Raw genomic sequence first — 21,239 nt, forward strand, 5'->3', positions numbered from 1 at the left:
AGCGCTCTGTCAGGAAACTGTCAAAAGCCTTCGCTCAGAATTGATGGTTCGCGACGCGAAGAGCATTCAGTTTTTGGACAAATCCGACAGCTGGTTCCGACTTGCAAAGGTGCTAACCCTGATTGAGGACTGTCATCAACCGGCAGAACCAACATTACCGAGCGATAAACGGGATCGGTCCCAAAGGCCGAGGCAGGTTGCGGCCAAGCAACCGCGTAACAGTTGAATTCTGCTGCATTTCTCCCAAGTTGCACAACACGCTTTCGGATCGGCACGAGTGGGCGGTTTAGTGCCGCAAATACTGGCCAAAGTGGGCACGCCTCGCCATGTCGAGGCATGGCAAAACCGGGTGTCGGCTTGTAAAACAAAACGCTGCCAGAAGCGTCGCAGATCACCAAACCTGCTGGTTGTGACATCATTTTTTCGGGCAAAGTGGCAATCCGACGCAATACCGTCGGAAGATCTACCGAAAACATTTGGGCAAGAGCCAGCGGTTCCGGGTTTGCTGGATCAAACACTTCCGCCAATTCACTAAGCGGCAAGGCCCGTGCATCACTAACATAAAGATCGAGGACATCAGACGCGATCGTACGAGCAGCCGCTGTATCAAGATCTTCCAGTGGAACGCTGTTGATATCACTATCGACTTCTAGATCGGGGAAATGGAAGCCGATCTTATTAAAAAACGCTTCGACCGCGTCTAGCGGGGCAACGCGTAATTCCCCCTGCCCTTCGCTATCGTCCAGATATGTCACCAATGCCTTTGAACTTTCCGCCAGCCGTTCGGCATCCTGGTGCAGGTTTCGATGGAAACGATCCCGCCAAGCCGCTTCTATCTCACCTGGCTCGGCTAAAATGGCGGCAGTCGAGCGAATGGCCGCAGCCGTCGACAAAACCTCGTGCATTGATGCCGCCAGATGCGGATCATGGGTAAGGCGATCAGATAATGTTTCAACCGTGCGCTCCAAGGATACAACCCGACGGTGCATTTGCGCCAGAACAGCTGACCATCCGGGAAAACGCCCTGCGAATTCTTCCATTCCGTCAAGTTCAGGCTGTTGACCAACTGCGTCTGCGGCAGCTTCGCGAAGCGCCGAAATCAACGTTTCTTCGATACCCTGGGTCAGCAAAGAAGGCTCAACCGACAGCGCTCCGGCTATATCCATCAACAATTTTCCGCCAATCCTGCGACGGTTGTGTTCGATCAGGTTCAAATACGACGCAGAAATCCCCACTTGACGCGCCAGTTCTGCTTGGCGCAGACCCGAAATCTGCCGCCGTTCGCGTATTCTACTGCCTGTCAGTGTGTCCCGCATGATCAAACTTCCTAAAGTGAAAAACCGGTAATTTCAGAGAAGTTTTCAGTTTTTCTTATTGATTATAAAATTTTACCCCGGTGTTTCCAACATATCTTTACACCGTTGACAGAAATGAGGCAGCAGCTGAGTTACCTAAACGCAAGCTACCCCTTCTCATTGCAGTAAATACCAGTCACCATGCGTATATGAGCGACCCTGCTTTCGAATATGCCCCCATCGGCCTTGTCGAGTTGGAAAACCGTATCATCCGTCGATGCAACCTACAGTTTGCGCGGACCTTCGGTGGCGAAGAAGCGGAATACCGCAACATGCCGTTGCTGCACCTTTATCCGTCCGTCGCCGATTGGGAACGGATCGGTGCCCGCAGTTTAGAGGTAATGCGGGACACAGGCTATTACTCGGACGAACGTGTGATGCGACGGCGCAATGGCAATTTGTTTTGGTGCCGCGCCAGGGGGCGGTCGCTGACTCCGGACGACCCCTTCCGCCATGGAATATGGAGCTTTTCCGACATCTCCGAAGAGCGGCCGCTTGTGGAGTTGACGACCCGTGAACGCGAGGTAGCGATCCTCTCGTGCAGAGGTTTGTCCGCAAAGGAAATCGGCGCGGAATTAGGGTTGAGTTATCGCACAATCGAGGCGTACAGAGCCCGCCTGCTAGAAAAATTCGGCGCGCGAAAACTGCCAGAGCTGGTGGCCAAGTTGTCAGGAATGCCCTTGTAAACGAAACTTGCGCAGAAATTTGTGGGAAAGCCCCTGCTTTTGAGGGTCAGACGATGCTTTTCTTGACCAACTGCTTCGCTTATAACGCTGCGTAATCAAATCAAAGCCTGGGCAAAACAAACGGGCCAAAGGGGAACCTTCGAGGACACTCATGACAGATACCAAACACGAAGCGGATGTAGCGTTCATCAAGGCACTGGCCGAACTGTTGCGCGAAAACGATCTGACTGAACTGCAGGTAAAACGGGAATACGGAGAGGAGGACAGCCTTAACGTCCGCGTAAGCCGCCTATCGCAAACGGCGCCGGCCGCTCCGGTTCAGGTTTCAGTGCCAAGCGCAGTCCCTGCCGCACCGGTCGCCGCCCCGGCGGCAGCACCTGCCGTGGTCGAAGCTCCTGTGGCTTCGGAAGATCCCGCCAGCCACCCTGGTGCAGTGACTTCACCCATGGTCGGCACCGTTTACATGCAGCCTGAACCAGGGGCACCCGCCTTCATCACTGTCGGTGCTTCCGTTTCCGAAGGCGACACATTGTTGATCGTCGAAGCCATGAAAACGATGAACCATATTCACGCGCCCAAGTCCGGTACTGTCAAACGCATTCTTGTCTCAGATGGCGACGCCGTGGAATTCGGCACTCCTCTTGTGATCGTTGAGTAAGGCGGGCCAATGTTCGACAAAATCCTGATTGCCAATCGAGGCGAGATCGCCCTGCGTGTGATACGCGCCGCGCGCGAGATGGGGATTAAGACGGTCGCCGTCCACTCTACCGCCGACAGCGACGCGATGCATGTACGCATGGCGGACGAATCTGTTTGCATTGGTCCTCCGCCCAGCCCGCAAAGTTATCTTTCTGTACCTGCGATCATTTCAGCTTGTGAAATAACAGGTGCGCAGGCAATCCACCCCGGCTATGGCTTCTTGTCCGAGAATGCCGAGTTCGTGCAGATCGTCGAAGACCACGACATCACCTTTATTGGCCCGACTGCCGAACATATTCGCGTCATGGGAGACAAGATTACTGCCAAGGATACGATGAAAGAACTTGGTGTTCCATGCGTTCCGGGTTCGGACGGTGGTGTGCCTGACCTCGCAACGGCACGGAAAATCGGCGAGGAATTTGGTTATCCCGTTATAATTAAAGCCACAGCAGGCGGCGGCGGTCGCGGTATGAAAGTCGCCATGAGTGCTGACGAAATGGAAAGCGCATTCATGACCGCCCGAGCCGAGGGTAAAGCTGCCTTTGGCAACGATGAAGTGTATATCGAGAAATACCTGACCACACCGCGCCACATTGAAATCCAGGTCTTCGGTGATGGAAAAGGTAACGCCGTGCATCTGGGCGAGCGCGATTGCTCTCTGCAGCGCCGCCATCAGAAGGTGTTTGAAGAGGCCCCCGGACCCTGCATCACCCCGGAGGAACGCGCCAAAATCGGTAAGGTCTGCGCGGATGCAGTTGCCAAAATCAATTACATTGGCGCAGGAACCATCGAGTTCCTGTACGAAAATGGTGAATTTTACTTCATTGAGATGAACACCCGTCTGCAAGTGGAACACCCAGTGACCGAAGGCATTTTTGGCGTTGATCTGGTTCGCGAACAAATTCGCGTTGCCGCTGGCGAGCCTATGTCGTTCGGTCAGGACGATCTGGAAATCAACGGTCATGCCATCGAAGTACGGATCAATGCTGAAAAGCTTCCGAATTTTTCACCCTGCCCAGGTAAAATCACAGCATATCATGCTCCCGGCGGTCTGGGAGTGCGAATGGATTCAGCACTTTATGACGGCTACTCGATCCCACCTTACTACGATTCATTGATCGCGAAACTGATCGTTCAGGGACGTGACCGGGCCGAAGCATTAGCCCGTCTTGAACGCGCATTGGGCGAACTGATTGTGGATGGCATTGATACCACCGTTCCGCTGTTTCACGCTTTGCTTCAGGAACCAGACATTCATAGCGGTAATTATAACATCCACTGGCTGGAGCGCTGGCTTGCGGAGCATATGGCCCAGTAAGAAAATCGGATCGGGGGGAGCAATCCCCCCGGTTTCAGGTCGCCCGACATGAGTCTTTCTCCTGAACTTCTTTTGCATGGCTATTCCATTGGGATTTTTCCGATGGCCGAACACCGCGACGATCCCGAGCTATTTTGGGTCGACCCTAAATTTCGTGGTGTTTTCCCCTTGGATGGCTTTCACATTTCACGCAGCCTTGCCCGGCGCATTCGCAAGTGTGGCTATACAATAACGATCAATCAGAATTTTGACGGTGTGGTGGATGGTTGTGCCGATCGCAGCGACACTTGGATCAATCCCGAATTGCGCAGATTGTACCGCTCACTGCACCATTCCGGGCATGCGCATTCTTTGGAGGTTTGGGAGGATGAAGAATTGGTCGGAGGCGTCTTCGGCGTTGCCCTCGGGGCGGCATTTTTCGGCGAAAGTATGTTCTCCCTTCGCAAGGACGCATCAAAAATTGCGTTAGCATACATGGTGGATCGATTGCGCCGAACAGGATTCACATTATTCGACGCTCAGTTCCTGACTGCTCATCTCGCCTCCCTCGGAGCGATCGAAATTCCACGGGCCGTTTATCAGTCGGAACTAAAGCAAGCCCTTGATCTGAGTGCAGACTTCACTGCCCAGCTGTCCCAGACGCCTCAAGGAGTGATACAGCGGATTACCCAAACATCGTAACGTGCGTGATCCAGTGCGTTCAGCGCAGGGGACGTGGCAATCATCCATCCATCGAACAGCTGCTCGGCCTTGTCCTGTTCCCAAATCGTCAGATAAGCAAACGCATCCCCGGTTGGGTTATCAGCCGGATAGCGACAATCCCCTAACGCAACGTCCAACCCGAAAACGGCCTTCGTTTCGCCGGTCCGGATCTCAAAATCCATTGTTTGGCCGCTTACCTTGTCCAAGCCTCGCATAGCAGCCCCAGGGCCAGATTCTGCCCTTTGCTGGGCAGATGCGCCCGTCACAGCTAACGCGAATAATACCGCCAATGCGCGTGTCATTCGCTATTGTCTCCAGCCACAAACTTGACCAAGAGTGAGATCAGGCTTACCGCACCTTGCGTATCCTCAATCTCATCCCCGGCTTCAAAGTAGAATGGTGATCCGCCGGGCATAACTTCTACAAAATTCCCGCCCAAAAGCCCTTCGGATGAGATGATTATAGCGCTGTCGTCCGGAATAAGAACACCTTCGGCCACGGAAAAACTGGTATCGGCGCGATAGGTATCAGGGTTCAGGGAAACATTTGTAATCGTGCCGATCTTGACACCGGCCAAACGAACATCGGTACCCACGCCTACACCTTCCAAAGACCGGAACGACGCCCCAAGCTCGTAACCAGTTCGGTTCTGCGAAAAACCAGTCGACTGGCTAGCATAGACACCGAACGCCACGGCACCTGCTAAAACGACCCCACCGACAAGAATTTCGGTTAAATTGTAAGTCGACATTGCTCGCCTCGCTTATTCCGGGCTCCACGCCTCGTAGTCTTTGCGTTCGACAGGGTTTACGCGGCGCAAGGAACCTGCTGGGGTATAAGCTAACGCTGTACCCGTTAGGTTTTCTTGATGTGGTTTTTCCCAGGACTTATGTGGCAGTGGCTTATCTGTCGGGGGTTCATCCCAAGTGCGATGTAGCCATCCGTGCCAATCAGGGTCAATGCGGCTTGCCTCGGCTTCACCATTGAATATGACCCAGCGCTTGCTATCGTCCGCAGTGCGATAGAACACATTTCCTTCGTCGTCTTCGCCTACCTTGACGCCCTTGCGTGCGGTGTAAATCTGAGTGTTCAAGGTTGCCCCATTCCACCAAGTCACGGCCCGCAAAAGAGTGTTCAGGATTCCCATCGGTAACCTCCGACAATTTTGTTCCTGCAGATATGAACCAAAGGCGGGCGGAGGTCCAGTGTCACGTCGAGATTGCCTTGTGTTCCGGTAGAAACGCCGTCACTTCGATTTCGATGCGGTATTTCGGATCGATCAAACCGCACTCAATCATTGTAGCCGCAGGCGGGTTGTCGCCAAATGTTTTCGCAAGAACAGGCCAGCAAGGTTCAAACTCTTTTCTGTCGGGCAGCATGTATGTCACGCGCACTACATCAGCGAAGCTTGCGCCAGCTTTCGCAAGAGCACCTTCGATAATTTCCAATGCAGACAGACACTGCCCTACAACATCGTCCCCCTGGCCGACGGTACCAGCAACGTGAATAAAGCCGCCAGCAACTACGGCGCGACAATACCCGACTTTGACCTCGAATTCACCGCCAGAAGATATTCTTTGAATCGTCAATTTGCCCTCACATAAAAACGGCGCGGGATGTACCGCGCCGAAGCTATCAAATCGTTTAGTTTTTAACCTGCCGAAGCGGATTCCTGCGCTGAATCAGCATATATAATCAAAGGTTGAGCGTCCGAAGTCACGGCCTCGAGATTTACCACAACTTCGGCGACGTTCTTTAGCCCAGGCAATTCAAACATTGTGTCCAGCAGTATATCCTCGAGGATCGATCTTAGGCCGCGCGCACCGGTCTTTCGTTCAATTGCCTTTTTGGCAATCGCTTTGAGTGCATCGTCTGTAAACGCCAGCTCGGAGTCTTCCAGTTCGAATAGACGTTGGTACTGCTTGACCAAAGCATTCTTAGGCTTGGTGAGGATCGTAACCAAAGCGTCTTCATCCAGATCTTCCAATGTGGCCAGAACGGGTAGTCTGCCAACAAATTCAGGGATCAGGCCGAACTTCAACAAATCTTCAGGCTCAAGTTCTTTAAAGATTTCGCCCACACCACGCTCGTCATTGTCACGGACATCTGCGCCAAAGCCCATTGCAGATCCCTTGCCCCGTTGAGCAATGATCTTGTCCAATCCGGCAAAGGCACCACCGCAGATGAAAAGGATGTTGGTTGTGTCCACTTGCAGGAATTCCTGTTGCGGATGTTTACGGCCGCCCTGTGGCGGGACACTTGCAACGGTACCTTCCATCAGTTTAAGCAAAGCCTGTTGAACGCCCTCACCCGATACATCGCGTGTGATCGATGGGTTTTCTGACTTACGGGTAATTTTGTCGACCTCGTCAATATAGACGATACCGCGTTGTGCACGTTCAACATTGTACTCGCTGGCCTGCAACAACTTGAGAATGATGTTTTCGACATCCTCTCCCACATAACCGGCTTCGGTCAGGGTAGTCGCATCCGCCATCGTAAACGGCACATCCAAAATCCGCGCGAGCGTTTGGGCCAGCAAGGTTTTACCGCACCCAGTCGGGCCGATTAACAGAATATTTGACTTCGCCAGCTCAATATCACTGCCGGCTTTTTGAGCGTGATTCAGACGTTTGTAGTGATTGTGCACCGCTACAGACAAGACCCTCTTGGCAGTTGCCTGACCAATCACATAGTCGTCCAGAACCTCGCAAATATCCTTGGGCGTAGGCACCCCATCCGACGACTTCAATCCGCTGGCTTTGGTTTCCTCACGGATAATATCCATGCACAATTCAACGCATTCATCGCAGATGAAAACGGTTGGCCCCGCGATCAGCTTACGTACCTCATGCTGGCTTTTGCCGCAGAAACTACAGTAGAGCGTGTTTTTACCGTCACCGCCTGAATTCGTCGCCATTTTGTACCTTTCGGGCTCCGTCCCTGCGGCCCTGACCGGGCCGCGCTTTCCGCCTGTTGTTGTAGCTTAGGCCAGCGTTGTAGCGGCTACAATCTCAAAATCACACTTTACGAATGACTGCGGGATTTAGACTTCAGGATTCGTCCTCATCCATTTTGGCACGGTTTTCCACAATCTCATCGATATGGCCCCACTCTTTGGCTTCTTCAGGGCTCATGAAATTGTCGCGGTCCAAAGCCTTTTCAACGGCCTTTTTTGTCTGCCCGGTATGACGGACATATATGTCATACAGGCGATCCTTAAGTTTCTGCGTCTCTGCCGCATGGATCATGATGTCGCTTGCCTGACCCTGGTATCCGCCACTGGGTTGGTGCACCATAATCCGGCTGTTGGGCAGCGAAAATCGCATTCCCTTTTCGCCACCGGCCAGCAAAACCGATCCCATCGACGCCGCCTGACCGATTACCAAAGTCGAACATTTTGGCTTAATGTATTGCATTGTATCGTAAATCGACAGCCCGCTTGTCACAACTCCACCAGGCGAGTTGATGTAGATCGATATCTCTTTGTTCGGATTTTCTGCCTCAAGATGCAGCAACTGAGCCACCACAAGATGGCTCATCCCATCGTGGATGGGACCATTGATAAAGATGATCCGTTCTTTCAGCAAACGAGAGAAAATGTCATAGGCGCGCTCACCCCGGCTGGTCTGCTCGACAACCATCGGAACAAGCGTATTCATATAGGTATCTACTGGATCGAACATTCGGAACCTGCCTGCTTTGCTGTGGATCGGGACACTACCCGTAAATGTGTTACCCGAGTCTTAGTGCCGCCGCCGGGGGGCTAAGCGGATCGGCGGGTCGCCTGACGCCTTGCGGTCCGTTTTGATCGATTGATCGGAAACTTAACACTTCCACACTCACCATATGCATGGCGAAAAAGATCGAACCCGGTAAAAACTCAAAAGTGGACAGGCCCATGACAGGCATGACATTTATCAAATTTCTTTAAATTTCGCATCGATTTGAGCCCGACATATGGAAATATTTGACTTCAATACTTCGAATGGTGTGGACAACTTAATACTGAAGTTGCACAAGTGCGATCAACTTATGCGATATCGAGCAAGTTAAGGAATCGAAAACAATGGCTCTTCCCCAGCTTTCACAAGAGTTGCCCTCTCAAGATTTGGTTGATTTAGTTGCTAACGCGGCGCGGGCTTCAAATTTTCTAAAAGCAATCAGCCACGAAGGCCGCCTTATGATCCTCTGTCATCTTGCCTCGGGTGAAAAATCAGTGACAGAGTTGGAAGAGTTGCTATCGGCGCGTCAGGCAGCGGTGTCACAACAATTGTCCCGCCTGAGGTTGGAGGGCATTGTTACTCCGCGTCGTGAAGGTAAGGCAATATTTTATCGCCTTGCCGACGAACGTCCAAGTCGTTTACTCGAAGTCGTTCACGAATTGTTTTGCTGAAATGGGGATGACAACGCGCATACAGCGTAGTCAATCAGCGATCGTATCAAAGGCATGGCGATCCGGAAAACGGAAAGTTATTCCAATGCTCGTTACCCATCATCACTCAATAGCGCTATTTCTGATCTGAAACCGGTGGACCTCGGTTTACATACATTACAAACTTGTGGCTCCACTCTGTGAAAGCTGCTAACCCCACTGTTGCATGTAATTATGGAGATGCTGATGATCCGCGCAATTCTGATTGGGCTGGCCCTTTTTTCCCTGACCGGTTGTGAGACAGCGAAAGGGGCGGGCAAAGACATTGAGAAAGCAGGCGACGCCATTCAGAACGCAGCGACGGATGTTCAGCAAAGTCTATAATTGCTCATCATGTTGCGCTGTTGCAACGCATTTCTGCGATATGTAGTTGCTTGCCATACGTAAGTTGTCTAAGGTAGCGAACACAGGTGCATAGACGCGGCACTGCATTTCTGACACTTCTACGGGGTTCTTCGGCCTATGCCAAAGAACCCCGTATCCATATTGGCGGTATGCGGTAGCCTGTACGAACCTTTGGTTCTGAAATAGGAAAAGGCGTCAGGTGCTCAGACGCGGTCTTTGCATGCATCCTTTCGGACACCCCTGACGCCTTGCCGGTTCGATCCACCCTAAAGCTTCTCGATCCAGTTGCCTCACCCCCTAAGGGGCTCTGGCTGCTACGTAACGCGCTATGTCGTTTCGCAGCTACACATCGACCTTGTAAGAGGCCAATCACCCAATCCGAATGCGAAATCCAGATCAACTGATCCACCACCGGTAAGCTATTGCATCAAGAAACAAATCCTAAGACTGTTTCTGACGCCGCAGCCCCCTTGGCCTTTGCGTCCCGCCGCTTTTCCGAAGATCCGCTGCGGTAATGAGACTGTTACATCACCGTCCTGATCGGACAAGAAAATAGCACTGCAGCATGAAAATTAGACGGGGATAAACTGTTGATATCCGCCGGGAGAACGATGTGGATAACTCTGATACTGACGTTTTTGCGAGGGGTTGAAAGTGGAAAAGTAAAAACTTGTTCGATAGCCCGGTTTCCAGGCGGTTTCTGCAACTGCAAAGGCGTTTTGAAGCGACTCGGCAGCGAGTCCCCAATACCTGCGCAGCAGAATCACTGAACATCCGATCTGGACAGCAACAGATTCGATTGCTTTGAAGTGGCCAGTTCCACACATTTGACGTTCGGCACGGGTGGCAGGTGTGTTATGCGCCAGACACGTCAACAAAGAACCGCTTAGGCCGGACGACCGTTTTGGCACCGCAGGCACCGCGCCAAAGTTTCGCGAGGATCAAACCAAGCCGCGGCGGGGAATACCACTTTCTGGTCCGACCCATTACCGAAACGAATGCCTCGGTCATCCGGCCCGCCTCCCTCCCTGTGGAGACCTGGCTGTTTCCCAAAGCGCCTCGACCCGTCCGCGTTATTTGACACGCAATGCCGCAATCTGGTTCCAACTGCGAAAATTACCCATAATCCGGGACGGGCCGAAAACGCTTCAGTTCACCTGGCGTTCCAGAACGGTGCTGTAGGTCGTTCCGGTCCGCAGGCTACGGAAATCTGCATAGATCCTGCCGCCCTCGTACCGCGCATCAATCAAAGCGTTCACCCCAATCGCGGGTTCGGACGAGCTTTCGACGATGCCGATCTTGCCTGAACCATCCTGACTGATCGAGCCGGTGGCCTCGTAGAGTGTCCAGTCATCCATGGCATTGCGCCGCCACATGCTGGGCCCCCAGAACACGTTGTCCTGTTGCGTCTGGATGTCGAGCACCCATTCCGATTGGTTAAAACGCGGTGCATCCCCGGTGGCTGAATTCGAAGGCGACACCGTCGTTTGGCTGGCCGTCCAAGTGCCGCGAAGGTCGGGCGTGGTATCGGCGGCAACCACCGTGCCAAGGGCGAGGGTTGTGGCCAGAGCGGCTGCTCCGGCAGTCATGTATCTGGTCATTGGCTCTCTCCATCTCATGGGGCCGTTGCTGGCCTTTTGAACAGATTGGGAGAGAGCTGGCGGGTTACAACTTACCTAAGGGAAACTTCATAATTGGTTTAGATTAGCGTTAACTGGCGGCATGTTTCACGGCCATTTTGACCCGTAATGTGGGCTTTAGATCGCGCTACAGTGTTTCATAAATGGCTTTTACTTGGGCGGGAACCAGCCCACCCCAACTCGGTTAGTGACAGTGATAGGGCTTTGAGCCCGCGTGGCAGCACTGGCCCGGAGGTGAATCACTTCTACAGCCTCCACCGTGGGCAAAAGCCGTGGTTGCGGTCAGCGATGCAATGACCGTCGCCAGAAACAAATGTCGCATTTGAAAATCCGATTTTCCATAAAAAACTGCGCGTTAAAAAACGCTAACAGTCTTACCCGACACCACAAGTTCCATATCGATGAAATTTTAGTTAGTTCGGAGCGTTTTAGGACTGAACGTGTGGAACCCTGACGAGCAAACGCGTTTGCAACAACTGATCAAAAAAACCGAGGGCAGCGCCGGTCCGAGGGGAGGCGCAAACGCGCCACCCCATGGGGGCGGATCGGCGCGGCCCGGCGGTGCCGCCGGGCGGGTGGGTTGGTGTATTTCGCTAAAGTCACAACAACAATTGAAGCAACCTCTCACCAAAGATAACGAGGATCGCCGCTCTACCTGCCCAAGTTCCCGTGCTTTCACCAAATTTTTCAGCAAACTTCAATGTCGAAACTTTTGTCATTTCGCCGATATGTGCAGCCAACTTTGATCCGACTTTTTGAAACCCGTCGCCGGCTTCACCTATCAACTCATCAGTCTGCTCATTTGGCGATTTCAGTGAAATTTTGAGTTCTATGAGACGTTCTTCTAACCTTTGAAGTTCGTCTTCCTTCAGAAGGAAATCAGGACCTTGATTGTGCCCGAGACTGTCAGGAATGTCGCTGCGTACAACAGACAAAAGCTCCAAAATGCTCGGTATGTCTTCAATAATGGATTGAACGAGTTCGGTATTCGGAAACTCGATCCGCTCATCTTCGCCATCTTCAGATACATCTAGATAAATGCGATGATCAGCGGGGAATAGATCGCCTTCAAAATGATCCTCGACGGCTCGAACTACTTCATCCAATTGATTGGCCAAGATGGAGTTTCCGAAGTACTTTAGTACTACTTCACGGCTTGAGCTTTCTTGGTTCCAGACGCTCGATGTTAGTTCGTCGAAATTCGCAAAAACGTGCCCGCTAATTAGATTGTGAAAATCTAAATCACCGAAGTCTTGGAACTCAAGTTCTAGCCATTCGACTATTTCTTTAGCTTTCTTTTCACCACTCCAACTAAGGTCCAAATCAGGTGGAGCACTAGGCTCATATACTTCTAACTCGCCGTAGATCATTCCAATTACCAGAAACATAAGTTTCTCGGCAGCTTAACTGCATGCGGTTTGCTTTCAAACCCTGAGAGTGCATCCAACACTTGAGGCAGTAATGTTTAAATCTTATCCTTCTCGATGTGTGGCGAAGGAGCCAAGCAAAGAGAAAAAAGTTGAATAACCTATCGGCACTCCTCGATCCCCACCGCGTGGGCACACAGTTGGCTGCGCCAACCGCTTTCGCCCACCCGCCGTAAAAATGGACAGCCTTAGCTGTCCATTTTTAAGGCGCTAATAAACGCTTCCTGCGGGATATCCACCTTCCCGAACTGACGCATCTTCTTTTTCCCCGCTTTCTGCTTGTCCAGCAGTTTGCGTTTCCGCGTGGCGTCGCCTCCGTAACACTTCGCGGTCACGTCCTTGCGCAGGGCCGAGAGGGTCTCGCGCGCGATGACCTTGCCTCCGATGGCGGCCTGGATCGGGATTTTGAACATGTGGCGCGGGATCAGGTCCTTGAGCTTTTCGCACATCGCCCGGCCCCGCATCTCGGCCCGGTCGCGGTGAACCATGGTCGACAGCGCGTCCACTGGCTCATCATTCACAAGGATCGACATTTTGACCAGATTATCCTCGGTGTAGCCGGTCATTTGGTAGTCGAAGGATGCATAGCCCTTGGTCACGGATTTCAGACGATCATAGAAGTCGAAGACGACCTCGTTCAGCGGCAGGTCATATACGACCATGGCGCGGCTGCCCGCATAAGTCAGGTCCAGCTGGATACCGCGGCGGTCCTGGCAGAGTTTCAGCACGTCGCCGAGGTATTCGTCAGGCACCAGAATGGTCGCCTTGATGCGCGGTTCTTCAAGGTGGTCGACCTTGGACAGGTCAGGCATGTCGGCGGGGTTGTGAAGCTCGATCATCTCGCCGTCTTTCATAAAGACGTGGTAGATCACGCTTGGTGCAGTGGTGATGAGCTCGATATCATATTCGCGTTCGATGCGGTCGCGGATAACCTCAAGGTGCAGCAGGCCGAGAAAGCCGCAGCGGAAGCCAAAGCCCAGCGCGGCCGAAGTTTCCATTTCGTATGAGAACGAGGCGTCGTTCAGAGCCAGTTTTTCAATCGCGTCGCGCAGGTCTTCGAATTCGGCAGAATCCACCGGGAAGAGGCCGCAGAAAACCACAGGCTGCGCAGGTTTGAAGCCGGGCAGAGCGTCTTCAGCACCATTGCGGTCGTTGGTGATAGTATCTCCGACGCGGGTGTCGCGGACCTGTTTGATCGAGGCGGTCAGGAAGCCGATCTCACCGGGGCCCAAGGAGTCTACCATCTCCATCTCAGGCCGAAAAACACCGATGCGGTCAACGTGGTGCAGGGTGCCGTTCGACATGAACTTAACCCGCATTCCCTTTTTCAGCGTGCCGTCCATGATACGCACCAGAACGATAACGCCGAGGTAGGCGTCGTACCATGAATCCACCAGCATCGCCTTGAGCGGCGCGTCTACGGTTCCCTGCGGCGCGGGCAGCTGGTGAACAATAGCCTCAAGCGTTTCATGGATACCCTGCCCCGTCTTTGCCGAAACCTGAATGGCGTCGGTGGCGTCAATACCAATCACATCCTCTATCTGTTCAGCAACGCGGTCGCAATCGGACGCCGGCAAGTCGATCTTGTTCAGGACCGGCACGATCTCATGATCAGCGTCGATGGCTTGATACACATTTGCCAGCGTTTGCGCCTCGACCCCTTGGGTCGAATCCACGACCAGCAGAGATCCCTCGACAGCGCGCATGGACCGAGAAACCTCGTAGGCAAAGTCCACGTGGCCGGGGGTGTCGATCAGGTTCAGCACGTATGCCTCGCCATTATCAGCGGTATAGTCGATGCGGACCGTGTTGGCCTTGATGGTGATGCCCCGCTCACGCTCGATATCCATGCTATCAAGTAGCTGTTCCTTCATATCGCGATCCTTGACCGTTCCCGTCTCTTGTATGAGCCGGTCGGCAAGAGTGGATTTGCCATGGTCGATATGCGCGACGATGGAGAAATTGCGGATATGAGCGAGGTCTGTCATGGAGTGGGATATGTCCGTAGTTTGGGGCCTCGTCAAGCAGTGAAACGTTGACTAAAAAGTCAAATCGACCTGTTTGGACCGACAGAAATTCACCCGAAATGAGGGAATTAAAAGGTACGTATCAGCAACCGTCAAATTAAGTCTCCTAAACGTAGGCGCAGTTTTCTCTGCCATTCCATCTTTTTGCTCGAACTGAACCCGCTGACAACTAACAATTCCAGAAGAATTTAATGCTCGATTTTGTGCTAAAGAAATAGGCAAGCGGCAACATTCACAGCGTTTTTGTAAATGTTTAAAACTCAAATCGAGCGAAAAACGGCAGGGATTATAAGTACCCACTCAGTGTTTTGAGAACGTTTTCACTTTACAGAGGGTTATTTATTGATCCGGAATCCAGTTTGATTCATAATTGCGCGCAAGCCGAGAGGGTCGTCAGAACTCTCCGGTCAGGCAAAGACGAGGCAAGGGCATGAAACAGTTTCTCTTAATCGCATTCTGTGCGACTTCGCTGACGGCGGTATCCCCGACACTGACGGAAGCTGCGCAAATCAAGCGAGCGTGTTTGGCATCGGACCGGGCCGCTGCAACGCGGGACAGGTGCAATTGCATCCAGCGAGTGGCCAATCAGGCGCTGACTAGTAGTGACCAGAAGACCGTAGCCAAGTGGTTCACCGACCCCCATCAGGCACAGGAACTCAAGATGTCGCAATCTGCGCAAGACGATGCGTTGTGGGATCGGTATCAAAACTTCGGCCAGATGGCGCAGGCTGTGTGCGGCTGATCCCTGGCGGGAAAGCTTGACCTGATCCTCGCTGCCCCTCAGAAAAGGCGCAGCGAAAAGGATTATGCATGGTGATGAAAGGGCTGACCCTGCGTGGGCTCGAGGTATTCGAGGCACTGGCAAGAACAGGATCTGTGGCGCAAGCTGCCGAGATCACAGGGCTTAGCCAGCCTTCGGTTTCCCAGCAACTTCGCAACCTGGAAAAGGCGTTGGGCACCGATCTGGTGGATCATGGGCGCCGCCCTATGCGCCTTACGCAGGCAGGGCGCAGCTTTCTTGCGCGCGCAGAAGCCATACTCGCGGAACTTCAAATGGCTCAAAGCGAGCTGACAGTTATGGACTTGGGACATCTTACCACATTGTCCATCGGGCTTATCGACGACTTTGACAACGACCTGACCCCGCGTCTGGCTACCTTGCTGGCTGACAGTTTAACCCGCTCCAAATTCAAACTAATAACTCTGCCCAGTCTGGAGATATTCGAGGAACTTGAATCCCAACGCCTGCACCTTGCCGTTTCCGCCCACAGTGGCGAAGTGATTGAAGGCGTGATCGAATACCCTTTGGTCCGCGACCCCTTTATCCTTGTTGCGCCTAAAGGATCGGGCGGTGCCGAAGCAGTGTTAAAAGACCTGCCATTTTTGCGATACGCGCGCGAACAACTGATCAGCCGTCAAATAGAGGGCCAGTTGGCCCGGCACGCCATGGAGTTCGAAGAACGGTTCGAGATAGGTTCGCACATGGCTTTGATGGCAATGGTCGCCCGTGGGCTGGGTTGGGCTGTAACAACCCCACTGGGATATATGCGCGCGGCAAGATTCCACGACGGACTAGAGGTCCACCCTGCCCCGTTTGGGGAAGTTTCTCGTACTATTTCCCTTTTTACGAGATCGGATTGGTCGGATCAGGTTCCAAACGATGTGGCTGATATGATCCGAAGGTTGATGAAACGTCAAATTATCGACCCAGCGGTAACGCAGGTCCCTTGGTTAGCTGATAAACTGGTTGTTATCGACAATTAAGATGTCAAATGATCGTGCAACCCTTTTGTTGCCGTTTCGATCAAGTAAAACGCTCCTTCGAAATCACCTGTGTAGTAAGGGTCGGGGATATGATCTTTCCCGATATGCGGTGAGAAATCCGTAAGCAACCTGACCGGAGTGCCCATACCCGGCGGCCGTAACGCTTCGATATCGGAAATGTTATCCCGATCCATGCCAATGATCAGATCAAAAAGCTCAAAGTCGCTGGCCAAGAATTGCCTGGCCCGTAAGTCGCTCAGATCAATTCCCCGGGCCAATGCAGCCTCTTGCATAGGAGCGTATGGCGGACGACCGATATGCCATCCAGAAGTTCCGGCGCTATCGACGGTATGTGTCGGCACAATAGTACGAAATACACCTTGGGCCGCGGGAGAACGGCAAATGTTGCCCAAACAGACAAATAGAATACGACGTGTCATAGCACCGGTTCTAATATATGGAGAGGACATGGAAAAGATCGTCATCCTGACCGGGGCTGGAATTTCCGCTGAAAGCGGGCTTGGGACTTTCCGGGACGAAGGCGGCCTGTGGGCACAGCACAGGATCGAAGACGTCGCTACTCCCGAAGGCTTTGCACGTAATCCGGCGCTGGTTCACAGTTTTTACAACGCGCGCCGGGTGCAGGCCGCTAAGGCACAGCCCAATGCGGCACATCAAGCATTGGCCCGGCTGCAACGCGATTGGCCTGACGAGGTGATAGTCGTCACACAGAATGTCGACGGCCTGCACGAGGCAGGTGGATCACAAGATGTAATTCATATGCATGGAACTTTGGCTGGAGCACTTTGTTCCAGTTGTGGTCATCGCTGGAAGTCTGCCGAACAAATGACACCAGCCGATCCTTGCTCCAGATGTGGTCGCCCAACTGTGCGGCCAGATGTCGTTTGGTTTGGAGAGATGCCATATTTCATGGATGAGATTTATGATCATTTATCCGGCGCGCGAATCTTTGCAGCCATAGGAACATCTGGTCAGGTCTATCCGGCAGCAGCTTTTGTGCATGAAGCCATTGCTGCGGGCGCACAAACCTTTGAGCTTAACCTCGAGCCTTCTACGGGGGTTTTACACTTTGATAATATATTGACAGGTCCAGCCACTCAAACAGTTCCCAAATGGGTGGATGATTTGCTGAAACGACGCTGATCGTATTGCCGCGCGACAAGACCCAAAAATCTCGGTTATGCTGTATCAGCATCTACATAAGGATGAGGGATGACAGATCAGGATCCAAAAACCGGCGAAGTTCTCGATGATATTGAGCTCGACCGACGTGATAAACTTAGTAAACAGCTCGCCGACCTTTGGTGGACTTTCCTGATCCGCGGCGTGTTGGCCGCTTGTGTTGGCATTGCCGCGCTATTTTGGCCAAGCGGGAGCATCTCGTTGCTTTTGCGTCTGGTCGGAATACTTTTAATCTTCGATGGCGGGCTGACGCTGCTTGGATTTGGCCGTCGTGGGTTGGTCGGCGGGGTCGGAATAGGTGCGATGCTGATTGGTGTGATCCTAGTGGTCTGGCCGGAAGGGACAGCGAAACTCGCCTTTTTCCTGCTTGGTGCGTGGGCTCTGATTGTAGGCATCGGGTCTTTGGCCGCGTGGCGGCAGATGCATGAGCGCGATCCCCAACGGAATGCGATGCGAAATTCAGGGTTTGTCGCGCTCGCTATTGGTCTTGTGCTGATTTTCTCTCCAGGAATCGGCTTGTTCGCTTTGGGTTGGGTCATCGCCTTTTCTGCGCTCGCAGTAGCGGCGGTTATGTTCTGGTTGACAGCACACTTCAAACGCGCAGGGGACCGCCTGTCGATGCGTACAATAAATCGGTAAACAACAACTCAGGTGCTTAAGACCGGGCAACTCCGGTCTTAAGCAAAGATTATAGCCGCGAAACGGGCTTAGTTCAGGTGCAGTTCAATGCGAATTGGCACCATTACCCTTTCAGTTCAGGTCGACAGGCACTTCGATTTCGACTTCTCCTGCCTGCTCGAAAACAAGTGTGACAGGAACAGTCGCATCCTGCTCAAAAGGCTTGGTCAACCCCATGAACATCACGTGATCACCTCCCCGCCGCAAAACATACGTCTCACCAGCAGGAATGACGAAGCCTTCCTTGACATGAAACATCTTGGCTACGCCGTTTTCGTCAACTTTGTGAGTATGCAATTCGACTCGGTCGGCCGCGTCAGAGATCGCACCAATCAAACGATCATCTTCCTCGCCGGTATTTATTATCATCATAAAAGCTGCCCCGGCTTTGGCGTGTTTGTTTGATGATCGGGCATAGGCATCATCTACTTTGATTGAACTGTCGGCAACGGCGATTGATCCAAGTGCAGAAAAGATCATCGCAGTCAGCAAGTTAGATTTGAGCGACATAAAAGCTCTCCCAAAATTCCATAGTTTGTTCCAGAGATCGTTCGTCACAAGAAATTAGGAGGCGCCCTCGCCGGTCGAAGCGGTATGGCCGATGCAATCAAACTGGACACACCCCGCTCCGGCTCGCCACCGGATCGGGCTGGTGGTCCCGGCAACAAAGGAAACTCAGCGAAAATAGCCGCTATAAGGGAAAGGAAGTAATCAGGACAGTAGTGCGGAGGTCGCGTTGGTTGGCCTTGATCGTCTACATAAACAACCACAGGCCCTGTTCCGGTACACAGAACAATCTGCGCCGCCGTCCGATCCAGCCCACGTGACATCGCCATGGCAACGCCTGCTAGTCCAATTAGAACAGACAGGGCAATAGGTAGAAATATGCGTCGCAGAGCCATCATATTGGCGTTGGATATAGGCCGGGGAAACCCCGGCCTTCAAGCGTGAATGACCCCTCCGCGGCATTGCGTCAACCGTCTGTTCCGGGACGTTTATCTAATTCGACGGTCAGGCTGATATGCTGGCGGTTAACTCGCCGCTGAATTCGGCTGCAGGTGCTGATAGCTTTGCCGAAAAACGCCGGTACAAGCAGAAGAAATTGAAAAGACTTTCTGGGCATCGATGTGTCTCCGCCATTGGAATAACCACAAACATAACTCAATTAGTGGGATCTTTATGTGAAGAGCATCACGTTTTTGGGAATTTTTGTCTGTCCGAAACCATCAGCTTTCTAAATAAAAAAGAAACCCTGCACCGAACGGTACAGGGCTCACTAAATCCGGTAAGATCGGTGATCAGGCCGACGCTTGCGCCTTAGCGATTTCCTTCTTCACTTTAAGCGCGTTATCCGACAATTCTTCGTCTTTGGCCTTGGCTAGGAAAGCGTCCAACCCGCCACGGTGGTCAACAGAGCGTAGGGCAGCCGCCGATATACGCAGTTTGACACCGCGTCCGAGGGTTTCAGACTGCAGTGTAACATCGTTTAAATTTGGCAAAAAACGACGACGAGTTCTGTTTTTGGCGTGGCTGACATTGTTGCCAGTCATCGGGCCTTTTCCGGTCAGTTCGCAGCGGCGCGACATTGTTTCTTCCTTTGTATCTGAAGGCCGGGGTCAAGACCCTCGGCCAAATCACAAGGGGCGCAACCCGAAGTCGCGCCCGAAAACTGGTTGGATGCGTGTAGTGGGAATCGCCGAAAGGGTCAAGACAGACAGTGCGAATTCTTTAAGTTTGCTTTCCGGCAATGTTTGGTGTCGGCACTTCACGCGAATGGTTCGCCTGTATTCATTTGGAAATAGAACTTTTGTTTGATCAATTCAGCATCGCCAACATCTTTTCTGCAGCGGTTGTCGGACTAAGCCGACCGCTCGCCACTTCGTCCTTCAACCGATCCATGTCAGCCTTGGCCTTTGCCGTGTCCAGGCGGGCCAACAGGGTATGGCGGACTTCCTGATCGAACCAATATTTGGCTTGCGCGGCTCGGTTTGCCTGCCAATGGCCGTTATCGCGGCGCCACTGAACAAGGGATTGCATCTCTTTCCATGCCGCGTCCAACCCGTGTTGTTCCACGGCCGAAACGGTCATTGCTTTAGGAAAGTCCTCGGGGTCTTGCGTGCGCTTGCGCAGTAGCCGTAAAGCTCCTGCATAATCTGCACAGGTACGTGTGGCGGCCGCTTTAAGGTCTCCGTCTGCCTTATTCACAAGAATCATGTCGGCCATTTCCATGATGCCGCGCTTGACGCCTTGCAATTCGTCCCCACCTGCGGGTGCAAGAAGCAAAAGGAACAAGTCGGACATCTCCGACACGACAGTTTCAGACTGACCAACACCGACAGTTTCGATCAAAACCACGTCGTAACCCGCAGCCTCGCAAAGAGCGATGGCTTCCCGGGTGCGGCGGGCGACGCCGCCCAAATGGCTTTGGCTTGGCGAGGGTCGGATAAACGCATTTTTCTCGCGGCTTAACCGCTCCATGCGCGTTTTGTCGCCCAATATTGAGCCGCCCGATCTGGCAGAGCTCGGATCAACCGCCAACACAGCGACCTTAAGACCCTGACCAATCAACATCATGCCAAAGCTTTCAATAAAGGTGGATTTGCCCACCCCCGGAGTACCTGACAAACCTATGCGCAACGACTGGCGACCAGCCCCGGCCAAGCGGGCCAGCAATTCCGAGGCTTGCGACCTGTGATCAGCGCGTGCACTTTCGACCAACGTTATGCCGCGAGCCAACGCTCGACGGTCGTGCTTCAATATCCTGTCACTCAGGCTTTTTGTGTCCATGTCAATCCCGATGTCCTGCGACATCACTAATTGCCGTTGCACTGGGGCGTTTGTCCAGACCATAGAGGCCTGAAATTGTTCTGCACAGGATTAGGGGCAAACTGGGGGAAATGGCAGTGGCTTCCTTTACGATCCGGATCCGCAGTTTCCGTTCATTTGCTGGCGAAAGGGTT

At 52.9% G+C, this 21,239-nt stretch carries 26 protein-coding genes; 10 read left to right on the forward strand and 16 right to left on the reverse strand.

What is annotated here, in order from left to right:
* Positions 1-20: 20 nt before the first annotated feature.
* A complete protein-coding gene (locus AC2FNE_RS02050) occupies positions 21-1,316 on the reverse strand; it encodes a helix-turn-helix transcriptional regulator (protein WP_170604816.1) in 1,296 nt (431 codons plus the stop codon).
* Positions 1,317-1,504: 188 nt separating this feature from the next.
* Between AC2FNE_RS02050 and AC2FNE_RS02055 the strand changes: the two genes are divergently transcribed.
* The 4 genes from AC2FNE_RS02055 to aat all read left to right on the forward strand — a co-directional run bounded on the left by AC2FNE_RS02055 (position 1,505) and on the right by aat (position 4,739).
* Positions 1,505-2,041, forward strand: coding sequence for a LuxR C-terminal-related transcriptional regulator (locus AC2FNE_RS02055; RefSeq protein WP_170473423.1), 537 nt, complete (start codon positions 1,505-1,507; stop codon positions 2,039-2,041).
* A gap of 151 nt (positions 2,042-2,192) precedes the next feature.
* Positions 2,193-2,699: an acetyl-CoA carboxylase biotin carboxyl carrier protein gene (gene accB, locus AC2FNE_RS02060; RefSeq protein WP_170473426.1), complete on the forward strand. Its 507-nt coding sequence runs from the start codon at positions 2,193-2,195 to the stop codon at positions 2,697-2,699.
* 9 nt (positions 2,700-2,708) lie between these two features.
* Positions 2,709-4,058: an acetyl-CoA carboxylase biotin carboxylase subunit gene (gene accC, locus AC2FNE_RS02065; RefSeq protein WP_170473429.1), complete on the forward strand. Its 1,350-nt coding sequence runs from the start codon at positions 2,709-2,711 to the stop codon at positions 4,056-4,058.
* A 48-nt stretch (positions 4,059-4,106) separates the two neighbouring features.
* Complete coding sequence (aat, locus tag AC2FNE_RS02070) at positions 4,107-4,739, forward strand: leucyl/phenylalanyl-tRNA--protein transferase (protein ID WP_170604814.1); 633 nt, start codon at positions 4,107-4,109, stop codon at positions 4,737-4,739.
* On the opposite strand, the gene AC2FNE_RS02075 is transcribed toward aat, so the two are convergent.
* From AC2FNE_RS02075 to AC2FNE_RS02100, 6 genes are all read right to left on the reverse strand, one after another.
* Positions 4,703-5,062 carry a DUF2155 domain-containing protein gene (locus AC2FNE_RS02075; protein ID WP_170604812.1) on the reverse strand — a complete coding sequence of 120 codons (360 nt, stop codon included), beginning with the start codon at positions 5,060-5,062 and terminating at the stop codon, positions 4,703-4,705. The genes aat and AC2FNE_RS02075 overlap by 37 nt on opposite strands.
* Positions 5,059-5,511 (reverse strand): outer membrane lipid asymmetry maintenance protein MlaD, encoded by a 453-nt coding sequence (mlaD, locus tag AC2FNE_RS02080; protein ID WP_496804677.1) that lies wholly within the window; start codon positions 5,509-5,511, stop codon positions 5,059-5,061. The genes AC2FNE_RS02075 and mlaD overlap by 4 nt, the downstream gene beginning before the upstream one ends.
* Positions 5,512-5,523: 12 nt before the next feature.
* Positions 5,524-5,907 (reverse strand): NADH:ubiquinone oxidoreductase subunit NDUFA12, encoded by a 384-nt coding sequence (locus AC2FNE_RS02085; protein ID WP_170604808.1) that lies wholly within the window; start codon positions 5,905-5,907, stop codon positions 5,524-5,526.
* 61 nt (positions 5,908-5,968) lie between these two features.
* Positions 5,969-6,349 (reverse strand): RidA family protein, encoded by a 381-nt coding sequence (locus AC2FNE_RS02090; protein WP_496804678.1) that lies wholly within the window; start codon positions 6,347-6,349, stop codon positions 5,969-5,971.
* 62 nt (positions 6,350-6,411) lie between these two features.
* Complete coding sequence (gene clpX / locus AC2FNE_RS02095) at positions 6,412-7,680, reverse strand: ATP-dependent Clp protease ATP-binding subunit ClpX (RefSeq protein WP_170473447.1); 1,269 nt, start codon at positions 7,678-7,680, stop codon at positions 6,412-6,414.
* 133 nt (positions 7,681-7,813) lie between these two features.
* Positions 7,814-8,446, reverse strand: coding sequence for an ATP-dependent Clp protease proteolytic subunit (locus AC2FNE_RS02100; RefSeq protein ID WP_170473450.1), 633 nt, complete (start codon positions 8,444-8,446; stop codon positions 7,814-7,816).
* Between the two features lie 383 nt (positions 8,447-8,829).
* Here AC2FNE_RS02100 and AC2FNE_RS02105 point away from each other — a divergent pair, with 383 nt between their 5' ends.
* Positions 8,830-9,156: an ArsR/SmtB family transcription factor gene (locus tag AC2FNE_RS02105; RefSeq protein ID WP_496804679.1), complete on the forward strand. Its 327-nt coding sequence runs from the start codon at positions 8,830-8,832 to the stop codon at positions 9,154-9,156.
* Between the two features lie 225 nt (positions 9,157-9,381).
* A complete protein-coding gene (locus AC2FNE_RS02110) occupies positions 9,382-9,519 on the forward strand; it encodes an entericidin A/B family lipoprotein (protein ID WP_170473456.1) in 138 nt (45 codons plus the stop codon).
* Between the two features lie 876 nt (positions 9,520-10,395).
* On the opposite strand, the gene AC2FNE_RS02115 is transcribed toward AC2FNE_RS02110, so the two are convergent.
* The 4 genes from AC2FNE_RS02115 to lepA all read right to left on the reverse strand — a co-directional run bounded on the left by AC2FNE_RS02115 (position 10,396) and on the right by lepA (position 14,595).
* A complete protein-coding gene (locus AC2FNE_RS02115; RefSeq protein ID WP_170473458.1) occupies positions 10,396-10,551 on the reverse strand; it encodes a hypothetical protein in 156 nt (51 codons plus the stop codon).
* A 137-nt stretch (positions 10,552-10,688) separates the two neighbouring features.
* Positions 10,689-11,141, reverse strand: a complete 453-nt coding sequence (locus AC2FNE_RS02120) for a hypothetical protein (RefSeq protein WP_496804680.1) — start codon at positions 11,139-11,141, stop codon at positions 10,689-10,691.
* A gap of 638 nt (positions 11,142-11,779) precedes the next feature.
* Complete coding sequence (locus AC2FNE_RS02125) at positions 11,780-12,568, reverse strand: hypothetical protein (protein WP_496804681.1); 789 nt, start codon at positions 12,566-12,568, stop codon at positions 11,780-11,782.
* Positions 12,569-12,795: 227 nt separating this feature from the next.
* Positions 12,796-14,595: a translation elongation factor 4 gene (gene lepA / locus AC2FNE_RS02130; RefSeq protein ID WP_170473467.1), complete on the reverse strand. Its 1,800-nt coding sequence runs from the start codon at positions 14,593-14,595 to the stop codon at positions 12,796-12,798.
* Between the two features lie 469 nt (positions 14,596-15,064).
* Here lepA and AC2FNE_RS02135 point away from each other — a divergent pair, with 469 nt between their 5' ends.
* Both AC2FNE_RS02135 and AC2FNE_RS02140 read left to right on the forward strand, forming a co-directional pair.
* Entirely contained in the window at positions 15,065-15,376 is a 312-nt protein-coding gene (locus tag AC2FNE_RS02135; RefSeq protein ID WP_170473470.1) for a hypothetical protein, read from the forward strand.
* Positions 15,377-15,444: 68 nt separating this feature from the next.
* Positions 15,445-16,398, forward strand: coding sequence for a LysR family transcriptional regulator (locus AC2FNE_RS02140; RefSeq protein WP_496804682.1), 954 nt, complete (start codon positions 15,445-15,447; stop codon positions 16,396-16,398).
* Here AC2FNE_RS02140 and AC2FNE_RS02145 read toward each other — a convergent pair.
* Positions 16,395-16,838, reverse strand: coding sequence for a low molecular weight protein-tyrosine-phosphatase (locus tag AC2FNE_RS02145; protein WP_496804683.1), 444 nt, complete (start codon positions 16,836-16,838; stop codon positions 16,395-16,397). The genes AC2FNE_RS02140 and AC2FNE_RS02145 overlap by 4 nt on opposite strands.
* 28 nt (positions 16,839-16,866) lie before the next feature.
* Here AC2FNE_RS02145 and AC2FNE_RS02150 point away from each other — a divergent pair, with 28 nt between their 5' ends.
* Complete coding sequence (locus AC2FNE_RS02150; protein ID WP_170604796.1) at positions 16,867-17,562, forward strand: NAD-dependent deacylase; 696 nt, start codon at positions 16,867-16,869, stop codon at positions 17,560-17,562.
* 69 nt (positions 17,563-17,631) lie between these two features.
* Positions 17,632-18,240, forward strand: coding sequence for an HdeD family acid-resistance protein (locus AC2FNE_RS02155; RefSeq protein WP_170604794.1), 609 nt, complete (start codon positions 17,632-17,634; stop codon positions 18,238-18,240).
* Positions 18,241-18,351: 111 nt separating this feature from the next.
* On the opposite strand, the gene AC2FNE_RS02160 is transcribed toward AC2FNE_RS02155, so the two are convergent.
* From AC2FNE_RS02160 to meaB, 4 genes are all read right to left on the reverse strand, one after another.
* Positions 18,352-18,789, reverse strand: a complete 438-nt coding sequence (locus tag AC2FNE_RS02160; protein WP_496804684.1) for a copper chaperone PCu(A)C — start codon at positions 18,787-18,789, stop codon at positions 18,352-18,354.
* A gap of 44 nt (positions 18,790-18,833) precedes the next feature.
* On the reverse strand, positions 18,834-19,115 hold the full coding sequence (locus AC2FNE_RS02165; RefSeq protein ID WP_254442479.1) for a hypothetical protein: 282 nt from the start codon (positions 19,113-19,115) through the stop codon (positions 18,834-18,836).
* 462 nt (positions 19,116-19,577) lie between these two features.
* A complete protein-coding gene (gene rpmB, locus AC2FNE_RS02170) occupies positions 19,578-19,865 on the reverse strand; it encodes a 50S ribosomal protein L28 (RefSeq protein WP_170473488.1) in 288 nt (95 codons plus the stop codon).
* Between the two features lie 229 nt (positions 19,866-20,094).
* Positions 20,095-21,066, reverse strand: a complete 972-nt coding sequence (gene meaB, locus AC2FNE_RS02175) for a methylmalonyl Co-A mutase-associated GTPase MeaB (protein WP_170604886.1) — start codon at positions 21,064-21,066, stop codon at positions 20,095-20,097.
* Positions 21,067-21,239 lie beyond the last annotated feature (173 nt).

Source organism: Ruegeria sp. YKSD179 (assembly GCF_059612885.1).

Coding starts and splice junctions, on each gene's coding strand:
- meaB (WP_170604886.1), bottom strand. CDS start 21,066: ATGGACACAAAAAGCCTGAGTGACAGGATATTGAAGCACGACCGTCGA.
- AC2FNE_RS02110 (WP_170473456.1), top strand. CDS start 9,382: ATGATCCGCGCAATTCTGATTGGGCTGGCCCTTTTTTCCCTGACCGGT.
- accB (WP_170473426.1), top strand. CDS start 2,193: ATGACAGATACCAAACACGAAGCGGATGTAGCGTTCATCAAGGCACTG.
- AC2FNE_RS02135 (WP_170473470.1), top strand. CDS start 15,065: ATGAAACAGTTTCTCTTAATCGCATTCTGTGCGACTTCGCTGACGGCG.
- accC (WP_170473429.1), top strand. CDS start 2,709: ATGTTCGACAAAATCCTGATTGCCAATCGAGGCGAGATCGCCCTGCGT.
- AC2FNE_RS02100 (WP_170473450.1), bottom strand. CDS start 8,446: ATGTTCGATCCAGTAGATACCTATATGAATACGCTTGTTCCGATGGTT.
- AC2FNE_RS02140 (WP_496804682.1), top strand. CDS start 15,445: ATGGTGATGAAAGGGCTGACCCTGCGTGGGCTCGAGGTATTCGAGGCA.
- AC2FNE_RS02085 (WP_170604808.1), bottom strand. CDS start 5,907: ATGGGAATCCTGAACACTCTTTTGCGGGCCGTGACTTGGTGGAATGGG.
- lepA (WP_170473467.1), bottom strand. CDS start 14,595: ATGACAGACCTCGCTCATATCCGCAATTTCTCCATCGTCGCGCATATC.
- AC2FNE_RS02050 (WP_170604816.1), bottom strand. CDS start 1,316: ATGCGGGACACACTGACAGGCAGTAGAATACGCGAACGGCGGCAGATT.
- AC2FNE_RS02055 (WP_170473423.1), top strand. CDS start 1,505: ATGAGCGACCCTGCTTTCGAATATGCCCCCATCGGCCTTGTCGAGTTG.
- rpmB (WP_170473488.1), bottom strand. CDS start 19,865: ATGTCGCGCCGCTGCGAACTGACCGGAAAAGGCCCGATGACTGGCAAC.
- clpX (WP_170473447.1), bottom strand. CDS start 7,680: ATGGCGACGAATTCAGGCGGTGACGGTAAAAACACGCTCTACTGTAGT.
- AC2FNE_RS02120 (WP_496804680.1), bottom strand. CDS start 11,141: ATGACCAGATACATGACTGCCGGAGCAGCCGCTCTGGCCACAACCCTC.
- AC2FNE_RS02160 (WP_496804684.1), bottom strand. CDS start 18,789: ATGTCGCTCAAATCTAACTTGCTGACTGCGATGATCTTTTCTGCACTT.
- mlaD (WP_496804677.1), bottom strand. CDS start 5,511: ATGTCGACTTACAATTTAACCGAAATTCTTGTCGGTGGGGTCGTTTTA.
- AC2FNE_RS02145 (WP_496804683.1), bottom strand. CDS start 16,838: ATGACACGTCGTATTCTATTTGTCTGTTTGGGCAACATTTGCCGTTCT.
- AC2FNE_RS02105 (WP_496804679.1), top strand. CDS start 8,830: ATGGCTCTTCCCCAGCTTTCACAAGAGTTGCCCTCTCAAGATTTGGTT.
- AC2FNE_RS02075 (WP_170604812.1), bottom strand. CDS start 5,062: ATGACACGCGCATTGGCGGTATTATTCGCGTTAGCTGTGACGGGCGCA.
- AC2FNE_RS02150 (WP_170604796.1), top strand. CDS start 16,867: ATGGAAAAGATCGTCATCCTGACCGGGGCTGGAATTTCCGCTGAAAGC.
- AC2FNE_RS02155 (WP_170604794.1), top strand. CDS start 17,632: ATGACAGATCAGGATCCAAAAACCGGCGAAGTTCTCGATGATATTGAG.
- AC2FNE_RS02165 (WP_254442479.1), bottom strand. CDS start 19,115: ATGGCGATGTCACGTGGGCTGGATCGGACGGCGGCGCAGATTGTTCTG.
- AC2FNE_RS02125 (WP_496804681.1), bottom strand. CDS start 12,568: ATGTTTCTGGTAATTGGAATGATCTACGGCGAGTTAGAAGTATATGAG.
- aat (WP_170604814.1), top strand. CDS start 4,107: ATGAGTCTTTCTCCTGAACTTCTTTTGCATGGCTATTCCATTGGGATT.
- AC2FNE_RS02115 (WP_170473458.1), bottom strand. CDS start 10,551: ATGACCGAGGCATTCGTTTCGGTAATGGGTCGGACCAGAAAGTGGTAT.